We start from the raw sequence: 15,510 nt of genomic DNA, 5'->3' as shown, positions 1-15,510 counted from the left end.
GCTTGTCACCCGTGCCCTGCGGCTAAATCTTCAGCGGCATCACGATGCACATGTAGCCGCTGTCCTGGGCCGGCCTGACCATGGCGGGCCTCAGACCGCTTCGGATCTCAAGCACGAACCTCTCCTCGTCGACGGCCTCGATGGCCTCCAGCAGGTAGCGGACGTTGAAGCCGACCTCGACGTCGCCCTCCTGGTACTGGATTTCGACCTCCTCGCTGGCCTCGCCGACATCGGGGTTGATGGAATTGAGGACCATCTTGTCCGTCAGCAGCTTGATCCGAACGCCGTTGTAGCGTTCGCTGGCCATCACGCTCATTCTCCTGAGCGCGTGGAGGACCGCCGCGCGGTCGAGCTCCACCTGGGTCCCCTTGTCCTTCGGGATGACGCGCTTGTAGTCGGGGAATTCGGCATCGATGAGGCTGACCTTCAGGACAATGCCGTCCTTCTTCAGCACGCACATGCCCTTCCGGGCCCCTATCTCGACGGCCCCGTCCCTGTCCTCGACGAGGCGGCGAATCTCCGTGATCCCCTTTCGGGGGATGATCATTCCCCTTTCGAGCTCCATGACCTGCTCGACCTTGGGGTTTGCGCCGGCGATGGAGAGCCGGTGGCCGTCGGTCGCGACCATGCGCATCATGAACTCCCCCGTCTGCTCCTTCTCCGCCTTGAGGTAGACGCCGTTGAGATTGACCCTGGACTCGTCGGTGGACATGGCAAAGTAGGTCTTCTTGATCATGTCGCCGAGCATCGCGCCGTCGACCCGGATAAACCCGACCTCCTCATCGTCCACGATCTTCGGGAATTCCTCCGCCGGTATGCCCGGGACCCGGAAGTTGACCTTCCCGCAGTTGATGGCCACCCAGTTCGTCTCCTCCTTCTTGAAGTGGACCTGCTCTCCCTGAATTTCCCGAATCATCTCGTAGAGCTTGCGGGCCGGAAGCGTGATCTCCCCTTCCCGGATGACCTCCGCCTCGTAGTCCGCAATGAGACCGATTTCTCGGTCCGTCGCCACGATGCGGATCCGTTCCGACTCTGCCCTGATCAGAACATTGTTCAGTACCGGCATCGACGTGCGCCTGTCCACAATACCCAGTGTCCTCTGAACACCGCCCAGGAAAACGTCACGCTTCACACTGAATTCCATAAGCCCGCATCCTTTCCGTCACTTTATTCGCAGTGGCCCCGCTCAAGGCATCCCTTCTCCCAACTCTCTCCCCACGTTTCACAGGCCCTATTTACTCTCTTTAATAAAACAGAAAAAGAGGAGTAAGAGGATTAATCATAATAGGGACTGTTCATATGTGGATATCTCCCTTTCCTCTTCCCGGTCGACAAGATGTCTTGCCTCACGGTGTGGATATCCCCCTCGCAACCCTGTCAGCTCCTGTTGAGACTCTCTTCAATTTCCCTGACGACAAGCTCCATCTTCGGGTCTTTCTCCAGCAGGTCCTTTATCTTGTTGTTCGCATAGATGACCGTCGAGTGATCTTTCCCGCCGATCTTGGCACCGATGTCAGGGAACGAGTGGGAGGTGAGCCTTCTTGCAAGATACATGGCAATCTGCCGCGGGATCACCAGGTTCTTGTTCTTTTTATGAGATTTCAAGTCCGCGATTCTGATGTTGAATTTTGCAGCAACCGTCTTCATGATCTCGTCGATGGTCACTTCCGGCTTTTCACCCTGCTTGAAGAATTTTTTCAGCACTTCCTTGACGAGATCCATGTCGATTTCCCGTCCCGTGAGTGACGCATAGGCCCCGATGCGGATGATGAACCCCTCGAGTTCCCGAATGTTCGATTCCGCTTTCGAGGCAATGTAGTAGGCCACATTTTTTGGGAGCGAGATGTTGTTTTCCTGGGCCTTCTTGTCGACAATGGCCACCTTCGTCTCGATTTCCGGGGGCTGGATGTCGGCGATCAGGCCCCACTCGAACCGGGAGCGGAGCCTTCCCTCCAGGTTCGGGATGTCTTTGGGGAACTTGTCGCTCGTGACGACGATCTGCTTGCCCGAGTCGTGCAGCGTGTTGAACGTGTGGAAAAACTCTTCCTGCGTCCGTTCCTTCCCGGCTATGAACTGTATGTCATCAATGAGCAATGAGTCGATATTGCGGTACTTTTCCCTGAATTGCTGCATCTTGTCATAGCGGATCGAATTGATCATCTCGTTCATGAACTCCTCGGCTGAAACGTAGAGGATATTGGCCGAGGGGTCGATCTTGAAGGTGTGAAGCCCGATGGCGTTCAGGAGGTGCGTCTTGCCGAGGCCCACACCGCCGTAGATGAAAAGCGGGTTGTAGTTCTTTGCGGGCGCCTCCGCGACGGCAACCGCTGCGGCATGGGCAAACTGGTTGCTCGGCCCGACGACGAAACGGTCGAAGTTGTAATTCAGGTTCAGCGAAGGGTGAATCCGGTTAACAGGAATCGCGGGCTCGGCCGGTTTCGGGCGGTCGGCCTGCGCCGAATCTGAAACGTCGGGTCTCGCCTGTACGGGAGTCTTGTCGATGCTGAACCGGACGGTCATGGGCACCCCGGATACGGACGAAACCGAGTCCTTGATGACGTCCATGAAGTGTTCGGTCAGCCAGTCCCGGAAAAAGCGGTTTGGGACCGAAAGTTCGACACCCGATGGCTCCAGCGAGCTGATCCTCAGGGGGCTGATCCAGGTATCGAAATTTTGCTTCGTAACCTTTTCCCTTATGATATCAACACTTTTTTTCCAGAAAGATTCCACGGTCCCCCTGCCTTATAAACAGAAATTAAACAATTGTTGACAACAAAAACATGAGAATCCAGCCAGGGTCAGTCCGTTGCAATCATTGGCGTTTTCCGATAAACGCACAGTTCCCGACGCGGTCACGTCCGCAGGAGAACATCCAGAAGCCTGTCGAGCTCCTCGGGAGAGCTGAAACGAATCTCGATAGCTCCTCCCTTCCTCCCGGAGCGGACGGTGACTCTTGTCATCAGGCGCCGGGCGAGCCGCTTTTCGATTTCCGCGAGGTGCTCGTCGGCACCGCGCGTTTTCTTCACGTTTCCCGCCTTCCGCTTTCCCCTTGCAAGGGCCTCGGCCTCCCTCACGGTAAGACCCTTTGAGAGGATCGACCTGAACAGGTGATTCTGTTCCTCGATCGTTTCCAGCGCGAGGATGGCCCGTGCATGACCTGCCGAGAGGGTCCCCTTGGCGATGGCCTCGCGGATCTCCCTCGGGAGCTTGAGCAGTCTCAGGGCGTTGGTGACCGTGGAGCGGTCCTTGCCGACGGTCTCGGAAAGGGCCTCGTGCGACAGGCCGAACTCGTTGATCAGCCGATGGAATGCCTCGGCCTCCTCGATCGGGTTGAGGTCTGCCCTCAGGAGGTTTTCGATGAGCGAGAGAACCGCCGTGTCCTGGTCCGCCGCTTCGCGTAGGATGACCGGCACGCTCTTGAGCCCTGCCTCCTGGGCAGCCCGCCAGCGTCGCTCGCCTGCGATGATCTCGTAGCCCCCGTCGAATTTTCTGGCCACGATGGGCTGGATGATCCCGCTCTTTCGGATCGACGCGACGAGGCTCTTGTGCTCCTCGGGGTCGAAATCCTTCCTTGCCTGGTAGCGGTTCGGGACGAGCTCCTCGATGCCGCATGTCACGAGGACGGGCTTGTCCCCGATCTTCTCCAGGAGGTCGGGGAACATGGCCCCAAGACCCCTCCCCAGCGAGTTTTTCTTGATCATCCCTGGACTCTCCCGTCGTAGAGAATTTCGTGGGCCAGATCCATGTAGGCCACGGCCCCTCGGGACTTCACATCGTAGAGAATGATCGGGAGCCCGTGACTGGGACTCTCGGAGATCCTGACGTTTCGCGGAATCACCGTGTTGAAGACCTTCGAGCCGAAATGGTTCCTGACCTCCTCGACGACCCTGTGGGACAGGCGGTTGCGGACGTCGAACATCGTGAGCAGGATCCCCCCGAGGGAAAGAGACGGGTTCATCCTGGAGCGGACGAGCTTGACGGTGTTCAACAGGTGAGCCAACCCCTCGAGGGCGAAATACTCGCATTGAAGAGGGATGATCACGTAATCCGACGCCACCAGCGCATTGAGCGTGAGGAAACCGAGTGACGGCGGGCAGTCGATGATGCAATAATCGTATGGGACCTGCAGCTTCGCCAGGAGGTTTTTGAGCCTTTTTTCCCGCTCCTCGAGGGAGACGAACTCGATCTCCACGCCGACGAGATCCTGGTTCGACGGCGCCACATCGAGAGTCGGGATCTGTGTCTTCACGATGATCTCCTCGAGGCTGCAGCGGCCGATGAGGGCATGGTAAAGATTCTTGTTTTCGATCAAGGCCTTGTCGATCCCCATACCGCTGGTCGTGTTGCCCTGGGGGTCGCCGTCGATGAGCAGTACCCTCTTTTCGGCCGCGGCGAGGGACGACGAAAGATTTATGGCCGTCGTGGTCTTCCCGACCCCTCCCTTTTGATTGGCAATACAAATAATTTTACGCATGCTGTATCGCGGAAACTGGAAGTCTAGCCGGCTGGATAATGTTGGTCGATGCTAGCATAAAAAGGGGGTTTTTCAAAGGAAATTTTCGGAGGGGCAAAAAACTAATTTATCTAATAAAATTAGAAAGTTATAATTACAGTGACCGTCGTTTCAGCCGGGTTTATCCACAAGGACGATCCGCCGCCGGTCCCCGGTGAGCGGAAGGGTGAACGAGTGGTCTTTAAGGACTCGGAATCCTTTGAGTTTCATTGTATCCAGGGGTCCTGTCTCGTCTTCCAGGCCGGGCCCCTTCATCGCGGCAAGAATCCCCCCGGGCCTGAGAAGAGGAAAGGAGAGTTCCAGGAGCTCGTTCATCTTGAACGTCGCACGGGATACGATCATGTCGTACACAGGCGGGGTCTTGCTGGACAGGAGCGCCTCGAGGCGGCTCTGCGCGACCGCGATGTCCTTCAGCCCCAGTTTCCGGATGACCTCCTTGAGGAAGGAGCACTTCTTGCGTGAGGACTCCAGCAGGGTGAAGTGGAGATCGGGTCGGAAAATCTTGAGAGGAATCGCAGGGAACCCTGCCCCCGAACCAATGTCGAGAAGCCTGGTCCCCCCCGCGGGGAGAAAGGGCAGGAGCGTGAGCGAATCGATGAAGTGTCTCACGGGCAGGTCGGTCTCCGAACGCAGGGACACGAGGTTCATCCTGCTGTTCCACAGCAGCAGCGTCTTACGGTATTCCTCGAAGAGGGCAAGACGGTCCTGATCGATGACAATCCCCATCTCGACCGCCGCTGCCAGAAGAATCTGTTTGAAACTCCCGCCCATTGCCTGCTGCCGTTGCCGAATGCCCGCGCTGGTCTTCGCTTACCAGACGGGACGCGGGGCCGCAACGAAAAAGAGGGGATCGATCGCCGGATCTGTGGTAAACTCGCGCCACGTTGCAGAGAGGGTTTCAGGTATGGCCGCCGGAGTGCTTCTCGAGAATGTCACCGTCGTGCTCAACAGACCCAAGTACCCGGGCAACATCGGGTCCGCGGCCCGCTGCGCCAAGAACATGGGCATCGAAAACCTCCTGGTCGTAAGCGACATCGATTACGACCGGGAGAAGATCCTGCAGATGTCCACGCACCTGGCCTCCGACGTCGTGGAGCGCATCCGCTACGAGCGCGACCTGGCAGAGGCCCTGTCGGGATTTCAGTACATCGTGGCGACGACGGCCCGGGTGGGCCGTGCCAGGCCCGCCTTCCAGACGCCCCGGGAGGCAGCGGAAAAACTCGTTGAAATATCGAGGAAAAACAGGGTGGCCCTGCTCTTCGGCGCCGAGGACGCCGGACTGACCAACGAGGAGCTTCGTTACGGGCATATGCTTGTGCACATCCCGGTTTCGGAGCGTTTCCGCTCCATCAATCTCTCGCATGCCGTCATGATCCTTTGCTACGAAATCTTCACGGCTGCCTCCGAGAAGAGGACATTCGCACCGAGACTCGCCACATCGGGGGAACTCGAGGGGATGTACCGGCACATCAAGGAGGTGAGTGTCCGCATCGGCTTCATCAATCCCCAGAATCCCGAGTACTGGATGACCAGCATCAGGCGACTCCTGTCGCGGGTGGAGCTGCGGTCGCGGGAGGTGAAGATCATCCGGGGGTTCTGCAGACAGCTCGAATGGTACTGCGGGAAACAAAATCCTTGACTTTCAAAGGCGGTCTGCGCGATGCTGCACCGAAGCGCCCTCGGAAATTCCATAAGCATCAAAAGGGGTTGCAGGAGGATCGATTCATGACGAAAACCTTTTCCTTCACGGGAGCAAGAAAGATCGTCTTCGGCTGCGGCACCTTTTCCGGGCTAGCAGCCCAGGTGCGTGACCTGAGGGCGGAAAAGCCCTTTGTCGCGCTCGACGGCAACCTGGCCAATCTGGGGATGCGGGACAGGATCGCGGAGATGTTCGACCGGGAGGGCATGAAGGCCGTCCTGTACGACAAGGTGTTGCCGGAGCCGCCCCTCGAGCAGGCCGACGAGGGTGCCAAGCTCGCCCTGAAGGGCAAGTGCGACATCGTCATCGGCATCGGCGGCGGGAGCGCCATGGACGTGGCCAAGGCCGTCGCCGTGGTTGCGGCCCACGGGGCCGAGGCGAAGGACTTCCTGGGCCTCAACAAGGTCCCGGGACCGGGACTCCCGACGATCATGGTGCCGACGACGGCGGGGACGGGCAGCGAGGTGACGTTCACGGCCGTCTTCGTAAGGCCCGATCTTCAAAAGAAGGAAGGGATGAACAGCGTATACATGTACCCGGACCTTGCGCTGCTCGACCCGGAACTCACCCTGAGCCTCCCCCCGCAGCCGACGGCCGCATCGGGCATCGATGCGCTCTGCCACGCCATCGAGTCCTACACGTCAGTGATCGCAAGCCCCGTAAGCGAGATGTTCTCGCTGGAGGCCATCCGGCTCATCGCCGGGAACCTGCGAACCTGCGTCCACAACGGCAAGGACCTCGAGGCCCGGGAGGCCCAGATGCTCGGGAGCCTGTACGCGGGCATCGGGCTGGCAAACGCCGGTGTCGGCGCAGCGCACTCGCTGTCCTATCCGCTGGGAGGCAAGTACGGGATCTCCCACGGCATTGCCAACACGCTGATGCTGCCCAGGATCATGGAGTACAACCTGCCCGGGGCCCTGGAGAAGTTCGCCCTCGTGGCCGAGGCCATGGGGGAGAACACCGAGGGGCTCTCCGTTCGTGACGCGGCGATGCTGGCCGTGGAGGCCGTCGACGACCTGATCGAGGATTGCGGCATCGCCACGGGTCTCGAGGAACTCGGGATCCCCGAGGAGGACTTCCCCGAAATGGCACGGGTGGCCATGACGGTCGCCCGGCCCCTCGAGAACAACCCCCGCAAGGTGACCCTCGAGGACGCCATCGCGATCTACCGCACGGCCCTGTGAAGAAGGAAGAAGGTACGAGGGTGAGAAGGTAAGACAGAGAAGGAATTTCTGAACCTCTTACCCTCTCAACATCGTAACTTCGCGAAGGCCGGATCGGGTCTGTTCGTAACGGTATCACGAAACATCATAGAGAAACTGGAGGCAGCAAGAATGGCCGGTTCTGAGCTGATCGGAAAAGAGGAAATCAAGGAGGTCGTGGAGGTGCTGGAGACGGGCGTCCTGATGCGCTACGGGCATGACAAGGAGCGCAGGGGCGTCTTCAAGGTCCGCCAGTTCGAGCAGGAGTTCGCAAAGTACCTGGGCGCCGGGTACGCCCTGGGAGTCTCCTCGGGCACGGCGGCGCTGAAGGTGGCCCTGACGGCCATGGACGTGGGGCCGGGGGACGAGGTGATCGTGCCGCCCTTCACGTTCATCGCCACCTACGAGGCGGTCCTGGAGACGGGGGCCGTTCCCGTGGTCGGCGACATCGATGACAGCCTGAATCTCGACCCCGACAGCATCGAAAAGAGGATCACCCCGTACACGAAGGCCGTCATCCCCGTGCACATGTGCGGGGCGCCCTCGCGCATCGACAGGATCGTGGAGATCGCGAAAAAGCACAACCTCAAGGTGCTCGAGGACAACGCCCAGAGCGCGGGCGGCAGCTTCCGGGGGAAGAAGCTGGGCACCTTCGGCGATGCCGGGATCCTCAGCTTCGACTACTACAAGACCATGACGACAGGCGAGGGCGGCATGGTGGTCACGGACAGCAAGGAGATCTACGACCGCGCGGACTGGTACCACGATCACGGCCACGACCACAACCCCGCCGTGACGAGGGCCATGGAGGGCCGGTTCATCCTGGGCTTCAACTTCCGCATGAGCGAGCTCCAGGGGGCACTCGGGTTGGCGCAGCTCCGCAAGCTCGACACGATCATCGGGGAGCAGAGAAAGAACAAGGCCGCCGTGAGGGGGGCGCTGAGCGGGGTGCCGGGCATCCGGTTCCGCAACATCCCCGACCCGGACGGCGACACGGCCACGTTCATCGCCTTCAGCCTGCCCTCGGCGGCGGTCACGAAGAGGTTTCAGAAGGCCATGTCGGAAAACGGCGTCGACTTCGTGTACTTCTACGAGAATTTCTGGCACTACCTGCCCAACTGGGAGCACTTCATCGCCAAGTGCACGGCCTGCTCGGCCAAGTATCCCTTCGCCGACCCGTCCTACAAGGGCAAGGCCTCGTACGGCCGGGAGCTCTACCCGAAGGCCGAGGAGATCCTGTCGCGGACGCTCTTCATGGCCATCCCCGTGAAGATGCCGGAGGGGCGCATCGACCAGATCGCCGCCGCCGCAGAGAGGGCGGCAAAGGCGATCTGAACATTCTCGAAGGGCCCTTCGCCGCAAGCCCTTCGCAGGCCGCGACGCGGCATATCGACTAGGAGACAGGCATGTACATCGTCACCGGCGGGGCCGGGTTCATCGGCAACGTGTTCGTCTGGAAGCTCAACCAGGAGGGGATCGACGACATCCTGATCGTCGACTCCCTCGGGTGCTCCGACAAGTGGAAGAACCTCGTGAAGCGGCGCTATGCCGACTTCATCCACAAGGACGCCTTCTACGAGATGCTCTGCGGGGGCACGCTCCCCTTCAAGCCGAAGGCCGTCATCCACATGGGGGCCTGCTCCTCGACGACGGAGCGCGACGCCGACTACCTCATGGAGAACAACTTCCGCTACAGCTGCGCCCTGGCCCGGTGGGCCGTCTCGAAGAGGATCCCCTTCCTCTACGCCTCGAGCGGCGCGACCTACGGGGACGGCTCCCGGGGGTTCTCCGACGACGACCGGGTCACCCCGACGCTGCAGCCCATCAACATGTACGGCTACTCCAAGCAGCTCTTCGACCTCTGGGTCATGCGCAACAACCTGCTGGACAAGGTCGTGGGGATCAAGTTCTTCAACGTCTTCGGTCCCAACGAGTATCACAAGGGCGAGATGCAGAGCGTCGTCCGAAAGTCATTCTTCCAGATCCGGGACACGGGGAAGGTCAGGCTTTTCAAGTCCCACCGGGCGGGGTTCGGCCACGGCGAGCAGGTGCGGGACTTCGTCTACGTGAAGGACTGCGTCGAGGTCATGTGGTGGCTCCTGCAGACCCCCAAGGCCAGGGGCATCTTCAACCTCGGCACGGGCAAGGCCCGCACGTGGAACGACCTGGTCAAGGCCGTCTTCAAGGCCATGGGCGCAAAGCCCCGGATCGAGTACATCGACATGCCCGCCGAGATCCGAGACCAGTACCAGTACGTGACGGAGGCGAAGATGGACAAGCTCCGCAGGGCCGGCTGCCCCGTGCAGTGCCGGTCGCTGGAGGACGCCGTCGAGGATTACGTGAAGGGGCATCTGCAGCAGGCCGATCCTTATCTGTAAGAGGCTGTCGATCGGGTGCGCCCGACAAGAAGGTAAGAAGGCGAGAGGGTAAGAACGTTGGATGAGTCGATGGCCGAAGTCCTGCCATCCGCTTCTCCAGCCGTCTCACCTTCAAACCCTCTGACCCTCTATCCGACAGGGGGCCTTGTATCCGAACTTTTTTGACAGCCTGAAAAAAGACATCAGGCTGCCGGGAAGCAAGCATGAAGGTCGTCGTCATCATCCCCTCGCGGTATCAGTCGTCGCGGTTCATGGGAAAGCCGCTGGCCGATGTCCTCGGAAAGCCCATGATCCAGCACGTCTACGAGAGGGTGCTCCGGTCGAAGACGGCATCGCTGGCCGCCGTGGCCACGGACGACCGGCGGATCTTCGAGGCCGTGGAGAGATTCGGCGGGCGGGCCATCCTCACCTCGCCGGACCACCCGTCCGGGACGGACCGGATCGCCGAGGCGGCGGGCGCGCTCGGGCTGGCCGACGAGGACATCGTCGTCAACGTACAGGGCGATCAGCCCACCTTCGAGCCCGCCCAGATCGACGAAGTCGTGCAGCCGCTCCTCGAGGACGGTACCGTCGATTTCTCGACGCTCGTCTACCGGATCCGCAGGGACGAGGAGGTGGCCGACCCCAACGCCGTCAAGGTTGTCTTCGACAAGGACCACTTCGCCCTGTACTTCTCGCGCTCGACGATCCCCTTCGTGCGGGACCGTGGGAAAAAGGCCGACTACTGGAAGCACCACGGCATCTATGCCTACCGCAAGTCGTTCCTCGTGGCCTTCACGAGACTCCCCCAGGGCATGCTGGAGAAGCTGGAGGCCCTCGAGCAGCTGCGGGCCCTCGAGCACGGGTACAGGATCAAGGTGGTGGAGACGGCATTCGACTCCATCGAGGTGGATACCCCGGGCGACCTGGAGCGCGTCAAGGCGCTCCTTGCCGGACGGAAACCCTGAGAGGACCATGAAGATCATCGACTCCCACATGCACTGCGGGATCCAGAACGCGGACCAGCCGATCGAGCTCATCCGGGCCTATCTGGACCGGGCAGGCATCCGGGGGGCCTGCCTCTTCCCCCCCGTGGAGGACATCTACGACCGTTACGACTACAACTTCAGGGACAACGCCCGCTGGGTCGCCTGCAGGCAGATGGCCAACGAGTACCTTCTCGACATCCAGAGGCGGGACCCGGACATTCACGCGTACTTCTTTGTCTGGAACGATTTCCGCGCGGATGAGCTGAAAAAGGGCTACCGGGGGGTCAAGTGGCACCGGCACGACAACGAGCCGGTCTACCACTACGACGACCCCGCCTGCGAGGCCTTTCTCGACGAGGTCTGCCGGCTCCGGCTCCCTATCGTCCTGGAGGAGTCATTCCGGAACACCCTGTATTTCATCGAGCGGGTGGCCGGGCGCACCCCGATCATCATCCCGCATCTCGGGGGGCTCAACGGGGGATTCGACGCGCTCTTCGAGGCCGGCGTGTGGGACGGCGAAACGGTGTATGCCGACACGGCCCTCGCCTCGATTCGGGAGATGGGGGTTTTCCTTAAGCGCTACGGGAGCCGCAAGCTGCTCTTCGGCAGCGATTTCCCCTTCGGCATCCCGTCGAGCGAGCTTTCGAAGGTGCGACACCTGGGCCTGAAGGACGACGACTTCGAGAACGTCGTGAACCGCAACATCCTGCGGCTCATCGGGCGGGAAGAGTGAAGCGGGAAACGTCGAGCCCTGTACAACCCCATGCCCATGGGGTTGAGGCATGCCGCCGATCCGGGCAGGCAGAGCGGAAGAAAGGGAAACGGCAATGAAGATCCTGGACGGCCTCTACGGTTTCATCTGGCAAAGCGCCAGCGAGAACAACTGCAACAGCTTCCTCATCGACGGATCGAAGAAGATCCTCATCGACCCGGGGCACCGCCACCTCTTCCAGCACGTCCGCCGCGGGCTGGATCGGATAGGGATCACTCCCGAGCAGATCGACGTCGTCCTGGTTACCCACGGTCACCCCGATCACCTCGAAACGGTCGGTTCCTTCGGGCCCGGCACCCGGTGGGCGATGAGCCGGATCGACTACGAGTTCGTCCTGCGGTATATGGGCTCCCATGCGGGGCTGCCCCAGCCGGCGTTTTTCCTGCAGGAGGGCGATCTGGCGATCGGCGACAAGACCCTGCAGGTGATTCACACGCCGGGGCACTCGCCGGGTTCGGTGTGCCTCTACTGGCCCGAGAAGAAGGCGCTGTTCACGGGGGATGTCGTCTTCAGCCAGAGCATCGGCAGGACGGACCTTCCCGGCGGGTCGGGCAGGCAGCTCAAGGAGAGCATTGCGCGGCTTGCGCAACTCGACGTGGATGTCCTCTGCCCGGGTCACGGGGACGTCGTGACCGGGCGCGAGCACGTGAGGAAGAACTTCAAGATGATCCGGGATTTCTGGTTCAACTATCTATAGCGTCGAGGAGGCGCCTGGCGAGGGCCGCCTGCATCTCATCTTTCAGCGTCTTCCACTGCGGGTCCGCTTCAGGGTTGGGCAAGACGGCCGAACCCGCGATGCCCGATGATTCCAGTTCCGCCCTCTGCCTCTCCGCCAGGGCGGTCTTCCTCGCGGACGACTCCGCCTGCCAGGACCGCAACGTCTCCCGCAGCCGCTCCACGGGGGACCCCACCAGCCCGCTGACGATCCGGAAAAGGTGCTCGTTGTCCGAATCGGGGTCGGCATGCGCGGCCAGGGCGTTTTTCAGGTGGCCCAGGGCTTCCGCGGCGCGGCCGCTCTTCTTTTCCCTTTCCAGCTCCTCCCTCGCGTCGTCGAGGGAAAGGCTGTGGTCCAGCAGCCGCTGCACGAGGCTCCGGAAGTGCTTTTCGCGCTCGCGGCGGTGCCAGGCCTCCCGCTCTTCCGGGGTCGCGGAGAGGTTTTTCGTGCGCTCCATGATGAGATCGATGGTGCTCTTGATTTCCGCCATGGTCCTTTCCCTGCTTCGTCAGGCTCTGCTCCGGGTGGGTCCGAAGCATAATCCCTCCGAAAGAAATTGTCCATAAAAAGCTGTGGCTGTTGACAGGACGGCAGTCTTCCCGAGGCGGATGCCCGCTGCGCCGCCGCGGCCGTCTATGTCCTCAGGATGTCCACGGGCTCGAACTGGGTGGCTTTCTTCGACGGATAGATTCCCGCCAGGATCCCGACCAGAACGGAAGCGCCGAAGGCGATGGCAAGGCCGGCGAGGGACAGAGTGAAGGGGTACCGCAGCACGCGGAGCAGGATGATGCTGATCAGGGCCCCGGACAAGACGCCGATCATGCCGCCCGCGAGCGAGATGATGGAGGATTCGATCAGGAACTGCAGCACGATGTCGCGCTTGCGCGACCCGACGGCGCGCCGGATCCCGATCTCGAGCTTTCGCTCGTTGACGATGAGGATCATGATCGAGAGGATGCCGAGGCCGCCGATGATGAAGGATACCGCTGCCGCGATCCGGCCGAGGACCGTGATGAGATCCATGGCCTGCGCCTTGAGGGCCAGGACGTCCTTCATGTCGATGACGGCGAAGTCGTCGCTCTGCCCCGGCCCGGTCTTGTGGCGCTTGCGCAGCAGGGCCTCGATGTCGGTTTTGGCCGGAGAGATGAGTTCGTCGCGGGTGACCTGGACGAAGATGTTGCTCACGTTCGTCTTGTTGACCAGGACCTTCAGGAAGGTCTGCAGAGGGACGAAGATCTGGTTGTCCTGGTCGGCCCCGGAGACGTCCGAGCCTTTCTCCTCCATGACGCCGATGACCTGGAACGGTACGCGCCAGATCAGGATGTACTTCCCGATGGGGTCCTCGTCGCCGAAGAGCTTCTCCACAACGGTGCGGCCGAGGACGGCAACCTTGTTGCGGTCGAGGTTGTCCTGCTCGGAGATGAAGCTGCCTTCCCGGGCGCGGAAATTCCGGATGTCCTGGAAATTCGGTTCCACCCCGCCGATGAGGATCCCCTTGAGGGAGACGCTGCCGTAACGGACGGGGAAGGTCCTGTATCCCGCCGCGGAGAGGTCGGCAACGGCGGGGATGGAGTCCCGGATCGCGCGGGCGTCCTCGGGGGTGAGGTTGGTTGCCTGGCTCATCAGGGGCGTGCCCGCCCCGACCCGCCTGACGATCCCGCTGCGGACGATGAGGAGGTTTTTCCCGAGGCTGTCGATCTCCTGCTCGGTCTTCACGGCAAGAGAGCCGGAGAGATTGGAGACGATGATGAGCGAGAACGTCCCGAAAAACACGCCCAGCACGGCGAGCGCGGTTCGCCACTTGAACTGCGCCAGCGAGCGCCTGGCGATCTTCAGGTTGAGCAGGATACGCCTGAGGTCCATGTTTTCGTCTCTTCTCTTTCGGGCGGTTCGCCGAGGCCCGGAAGAGGGTGCCTCTGACAGAATGAAGTGCCGCGTGCTTCGTAGCGACCGATACTATGTCCGGATGGCCTCGATCGGCTTCAGGTTGGCTGCCTGCCGCGCCGGGTGCAGGCCGAACCCCACCCCGACGGCCCAGGAGAGCACCATGCCGATGGCAAAGGCCTTCCAGGAGAAGTAAACGGGAAACTCGGCCACGTACGTGAGCAGCTGGGCCGAGATCACGCCGAGGACGAAGCCGACGATACCCCCGGCCGAGGTGATGATCACCGCCTCCGTGAGAAACTGCGCCAGGATGTCCCTCCTGCGGGCGCCCACGGAGCGGCGGATCCCGATTTCCTTGACCCGCTCCTTGACGGACAGCAGGAACAGGTTTGCCAGGACAAACCCGGCGACGATGAGGGAGATCACGCCCACGACCCCGATGAAGACCACGAGGGAGCCCGTGAGGGCGACGAGGAACTTGACGATGTCCTTGGAGGTGAAGATGCGGAAGTCGTCAGGCTGCCCGTCGGGGAGCCGGTGACGGTAGCGCAGCAGCCGCTTGAGTTCCTCGACGCGGCCCTCGATGTTCTCCAGGTCGGTGAAGCGCAGGCGGACGGCGTTGACGTACTGCTGTTCGTTCAGGAGTTTCTTCATCACCGTCGTGTAGGGCATGATGATCCGGTTGTCGAGGCTGCCGCCCCCCGGCGACGTGCCGCGCTCGGAGAGCACGCCGACGATCTGGACGGGGAGGTTGCGCACCTGGACGAACTTGCCCACGGGGCTCTGCTCGCCGAAGAGCTCGCGGGCCGTTTCCTGCCCGATGATCCCCACGTTGGCAAACCGCCGGATGTCGTCCTCGGTGAAATCGGAGCCCTCGACAACGGGCCACGTCCAGGCCACGCTGTAGTCGCTCGTGGAGCCCACAATCTGGCTCTGGTACCGGTTTCCCCTGTAGGAGACCGTAGCGGTCCCCACCCACGCCGACGGGGCGACGACATAGGCCGTGGGGAAGGCCATGCGGATGGCCTCCACGTCCTCGAGGGTGATCGTTTTTTCACGCTGGCCGATGGCGCGGGACTCCTCGCTTCCCCCGATGAGCATGACGGAGTCGGGGCCGAAACTGGCCACGATGTCGAAGGCCTTCTTGTAGGCGCCCTCCGTGGCGGCGACGATGATCGTGATGGCCGAGATCCCCAGGGCGACGCTCACGAGGCAGAAGAAGGTCCTGAGCTTGAAAGCCTTGACGGCCTCGAAGGCCTGGATGAGCAACAGCGTGAAACGTTCCATGAAAACAGGCTCCAGGCATCAGGCGTCAGGCGTCAGGCGTCAGGACAGGAAAAAGACTGCTGACTTTTTCCCGGGGCCCGAGGCCTCGCGCC

The 15,510-nt window shown here is 61.5% G+C and carries 15 protein-coding genes; 7 read left to right on the top strand and 8 right to left on the bottom strand.

Annotated features, from left to right (window positions below):
- Nucleotides 1–22: 22 nt before the first annotated feature.
- The 5 genes from dnaN to rsmG form a co-directional block, all read right to left on the bottom strand.
- Entirely contained in the window at nt 23–1,144 is a 1,122-nt protein-coding gene (gene dnaN, locus HPY67_15655; protein ID NPV06149.1) for a DNA polymerase III subunit beta, read from the bottom strand.
- Between the two features lie 233 nt (nt 1,145–1,377).
- Nucleotides 1,378–2,730: a chromosomal replication initiator protein DnaA gene (dnaA, locus tag HPY67_15650; GenBank protein ID NPV06148.1), complete on the bottom strand. Its 1,353-nt coding sequence runs from the start codon at nt 2,728–2,730 to the stop codon at nt 1,378–1,380.
- Nucleotides 2,731–2,852: 122 nt separating this feature from the next.
- Entirely contained in the window at nt 2,853–3,701 is an 849-nt protein-coding gene (locus tag HPY67_15645) for a ParB/RepB/Spo0J family partition protein (protein ID NPV06147.1), read from the bottom strand.
- Complete coding sequence (locus tag HPY67_15640; GenBank protein ID NPV06146.1) at nt 3,698–4,474, bottom strand: ParA family protein; 777 nt, start codon at nt 4,472–4,474, stop codon at nt 3,698–3,700. Before HPY67_15640 ends, HPY67_15645 begins: the two co-directional genes overlap by 4 nt.
- Nucleotides 4,475–4,624: 150 nt before the next feature.
- A complete protein-coding gene (rsmG, locus tag HPY67_15635; GenBank protein NPV06145.1) occupies nt 4,625–5,239 on the bottom strand; it encodes a 16S rRNA (guanine(527)-N(7))-methyltransferase RsmG in 615 nt (204 codons plus the stop codon).
- Between the two features lie 178 nt (nt 5,240–5,417).
- On the opposite strand from rsmG, the gene HPY67_15630 reads away from it, so the two are divergent.
- The 7 genes from HPY67_15630 (at nt 5,418) to HPY67_15600 (ending at nt 12,229) form a co-directional block, all read left to right on the top strand.
- Nucleotides 5,418–6,152 (top strand): RNA methyltransferase, encoded by a 735-nt coding sequence (locus HPY67_15630; GenBank protein ID NPV06144.1) that lies wholly within the window; start codon nt 5,418–5,420, stop codon nt 6,150–6,152.
- Nucleotides 6,153–6,238: 86 nt separating this feature from the next.
- Nucleotides 6,239–7,396, top strand: a complete 1,158-nt coding sequence (locus tag HPY67_15625) for an iron-containing alcohol dehydrogenase (GenBank protein NPV06143.1) — start codon at nt 6,239–6,241, stop codon at nt 7,394–7,396.
- Between the two features lie 150 nt (nt 7,397–7,546).
- Complete coding sequence (locus HPY67_15620; GenBank protein ID NPV06142.1) at nt 7,547–8,749, top strand: DegT/DnrJ/EryC1/StrS family aminotransferase; 1,203 nt, start codon at nt 7,547–7,549, stop codon at nt 8,747–8,749.
- 71 nt (nt 8,750–8,820) lie between these two features.
- Entirely contained in the window at nt 8,821–9,792 is a 972-nt protein-coding gene (rfaD, locus tag HPY67_15615) for an ADP-glyceromanno-heptose 6-epimerase (protein ID NPV06141.1), read from the top strand.
- 203 nt (nt 9,793–9,995) lie between these two features.
- Nucleotides 9,996–10,739 carry a 3-deoxy-manno-octulosonate cytidylyltransferase gene (kdsB, locus tag HPY67_15610; protein ID NPV06140.1) on the top strand — a complete coding sequence of 248 codons (744 nt, stop codon included), beginning with the start codon at nt 9,996–9,998 and terminating at the stop codon, nt 10,737–10,739.
- Nucleotides 10,740–10,746: 7 nt separating this feature from the next.
- Nucleotides 10,747–11,493 (top strand): amidohydrolase family protein, encoded by a 747-nt coding sequence (locus HPY67_15605; protein ID NPV06139.1) that lies wholly within the window; start codon nt 10,747–10,749, stop codon nt 11,491–11,493.
- Between the two features lie 94 nt (nt 11,494–11,587).
- Nucleotides 11,588–12,229: an MBL fold metallo-hydrolase gene (locus tag HPY67_15600; protein NPV06138.1), complete on the top strand. Its 642-nt coding sequence runs from the start codon at nt 11,588–11,590 to the stop codon at nt 12,227–12,229.
- Here the strand turns inward: HPY67_15600 and HPY67_15595 are convergent.
- The 3 genes from HPY67_15595 to HPY67_15585 form a co-directional block, all read right to left on the bottom strand.
- Nucleotides 12,216–12,737 (bottom strand): hypothetical protein, encoded by a 522-nt coding sequence (locus tag HPY67_15595; protein ID NPV06137.1) that lies wholly within the window; start codon nt 12,735–12,737, stop codon nt 12,216–12,218. The two genes, HPY67_15600 and HPY67_15595, sit on opposite strands and share 14 nt — an antisense overlap.
- Nucleotides 12,738–12,880: 143 nt before the next feature.
- Nucleotides 12,881–14,110: an FtsX-like permease family protein gene (locus tag HPY67_15590; GenBank protein NPV06136.1), complete on the bottom strand. Its 1,230-nt coding sequence runs from the start codon at nt 14,108–14,110 to the stop codon at nt 12,881–12,883.
- A gap of 93 nt (nt 14,111–14,203) precedes the next feature.
- Nucleotides 14,204–15,418, bottom strand: a complete 1,215-nt coding sequence (locus tag HPY67_15585) for an FtsX-like permease family protein (GenBank protein ID NPV06135.1) — start codon at nt 15,416–15,418, stop codon at nt 14,204–14,206.
- Between the last annotated feature and the right edge of the window lie 92 nt (nt 15,419–15,510).

This window comes from Syntrophaceae bacterium (assembly GCA_013177795.1).
In the GTDB taxonomy this organism is placed as follows: Bacteria; Desulfobacterota; Syntrophia; order Syntrophales; family UBA2192; genus UBA2192.
The sequence above is the reverse complement of the archived record's forward strand: the minus strand, read 5'-3'. Positions and strand labels throughout refer to the sequence as shown.

Coding starts and splice junctions, on each gene's coding strand:
- HPY67_15620 (NPV06142.1), top strand. CDS start 7,547: ATGGCCGGTTCTGAGCTGATCGGAAAAGAGGAAATCAAGGAGGTCGTG.
- HPY67_15600 (NPV06138.1), top strand. CDS start 11,588: ATGAAGATCCTGGACGGCCTCTACGGTTTCATCTGGCAAAGCGCCAGC.
- HPY67_15605 (NPV06139.1), top strand. CDS start 10,747: ATGAAGATCATCGACTCCCACATGCACTGCGGGATCCAGAACGCGGAC.
- HPY67_15625 (NPV06143.1), top strand. CDS start 6,239: ATGACGAAAACCTTTTCCTTCACGGGAGCAAGAAAGATCGTCTTCGGC.
- HPY67_15590 (NPV06136.1), bottom strand. CDS start 14,110: ATGGACCTCAGGCGTATCCTGCTCAACCTGAAGATCGCCAGGCGCTCG.
- kdsB (NPV06140.1), top strand. CDS start 9,996: ATGAAGGTCGTCGTCATCATCCCCTCGCGGTATCAGTCGTCGCGGTTC.
- rfaD (NPV06141.1), top strand. CDS start 8,821: ATGTACATCGTCACCGGCGGGGCCGGGTTCATCGGCAACGTGTTCGTC.
- rsmG (NPV06145.1), bottom strand. CDS start 5,239: ATGGGGATTGTCATCGATCAGGACCGTCTTGCCCTCTTCGAGGAATAC.
- dnaN (NPV06149.1), bottom strand. CDS start 1,144: ATGGAATTCAGTGTGAAGCGTGACGTTTTCCTGGGCGGTGTTCAGAGG.
- HPY67_15585 (NPV06135.1), bottom strand. CDS start 15,418: ATGGAACGTTTCACGCTGTTGCTCATCCAGGCCTTCGAGGCCGTCAAG.
- HPY67_15640 (NPV06146.1), bottom strand. CDS start 4,474: ATGCGTAAAATTATTTGTATTGCCAATCAAAAGGGAGGGGTCGGGAAG.
- HPY67_15630 (NPV06144.1), top strand. CDS start 5,418: ATGGCCGCCGGAGTGCTTCTCGAGAATGTCACCGTCGTGCTCAACAGA.
- HPY67_15595 (NPV06137.1), bottom strand. CDS start 12,737: ATGGCGGAAATCAAGAGCACCATCGATCTCATCATGGAGCGCACGAAA.
- HPY67_15645 (NPV06147.1), bottom strand. CDS start 3,701: ATGATCAAGAAAAACTCGCTGGGGAGGGGTCTTGGGGCCATGTTCCCC.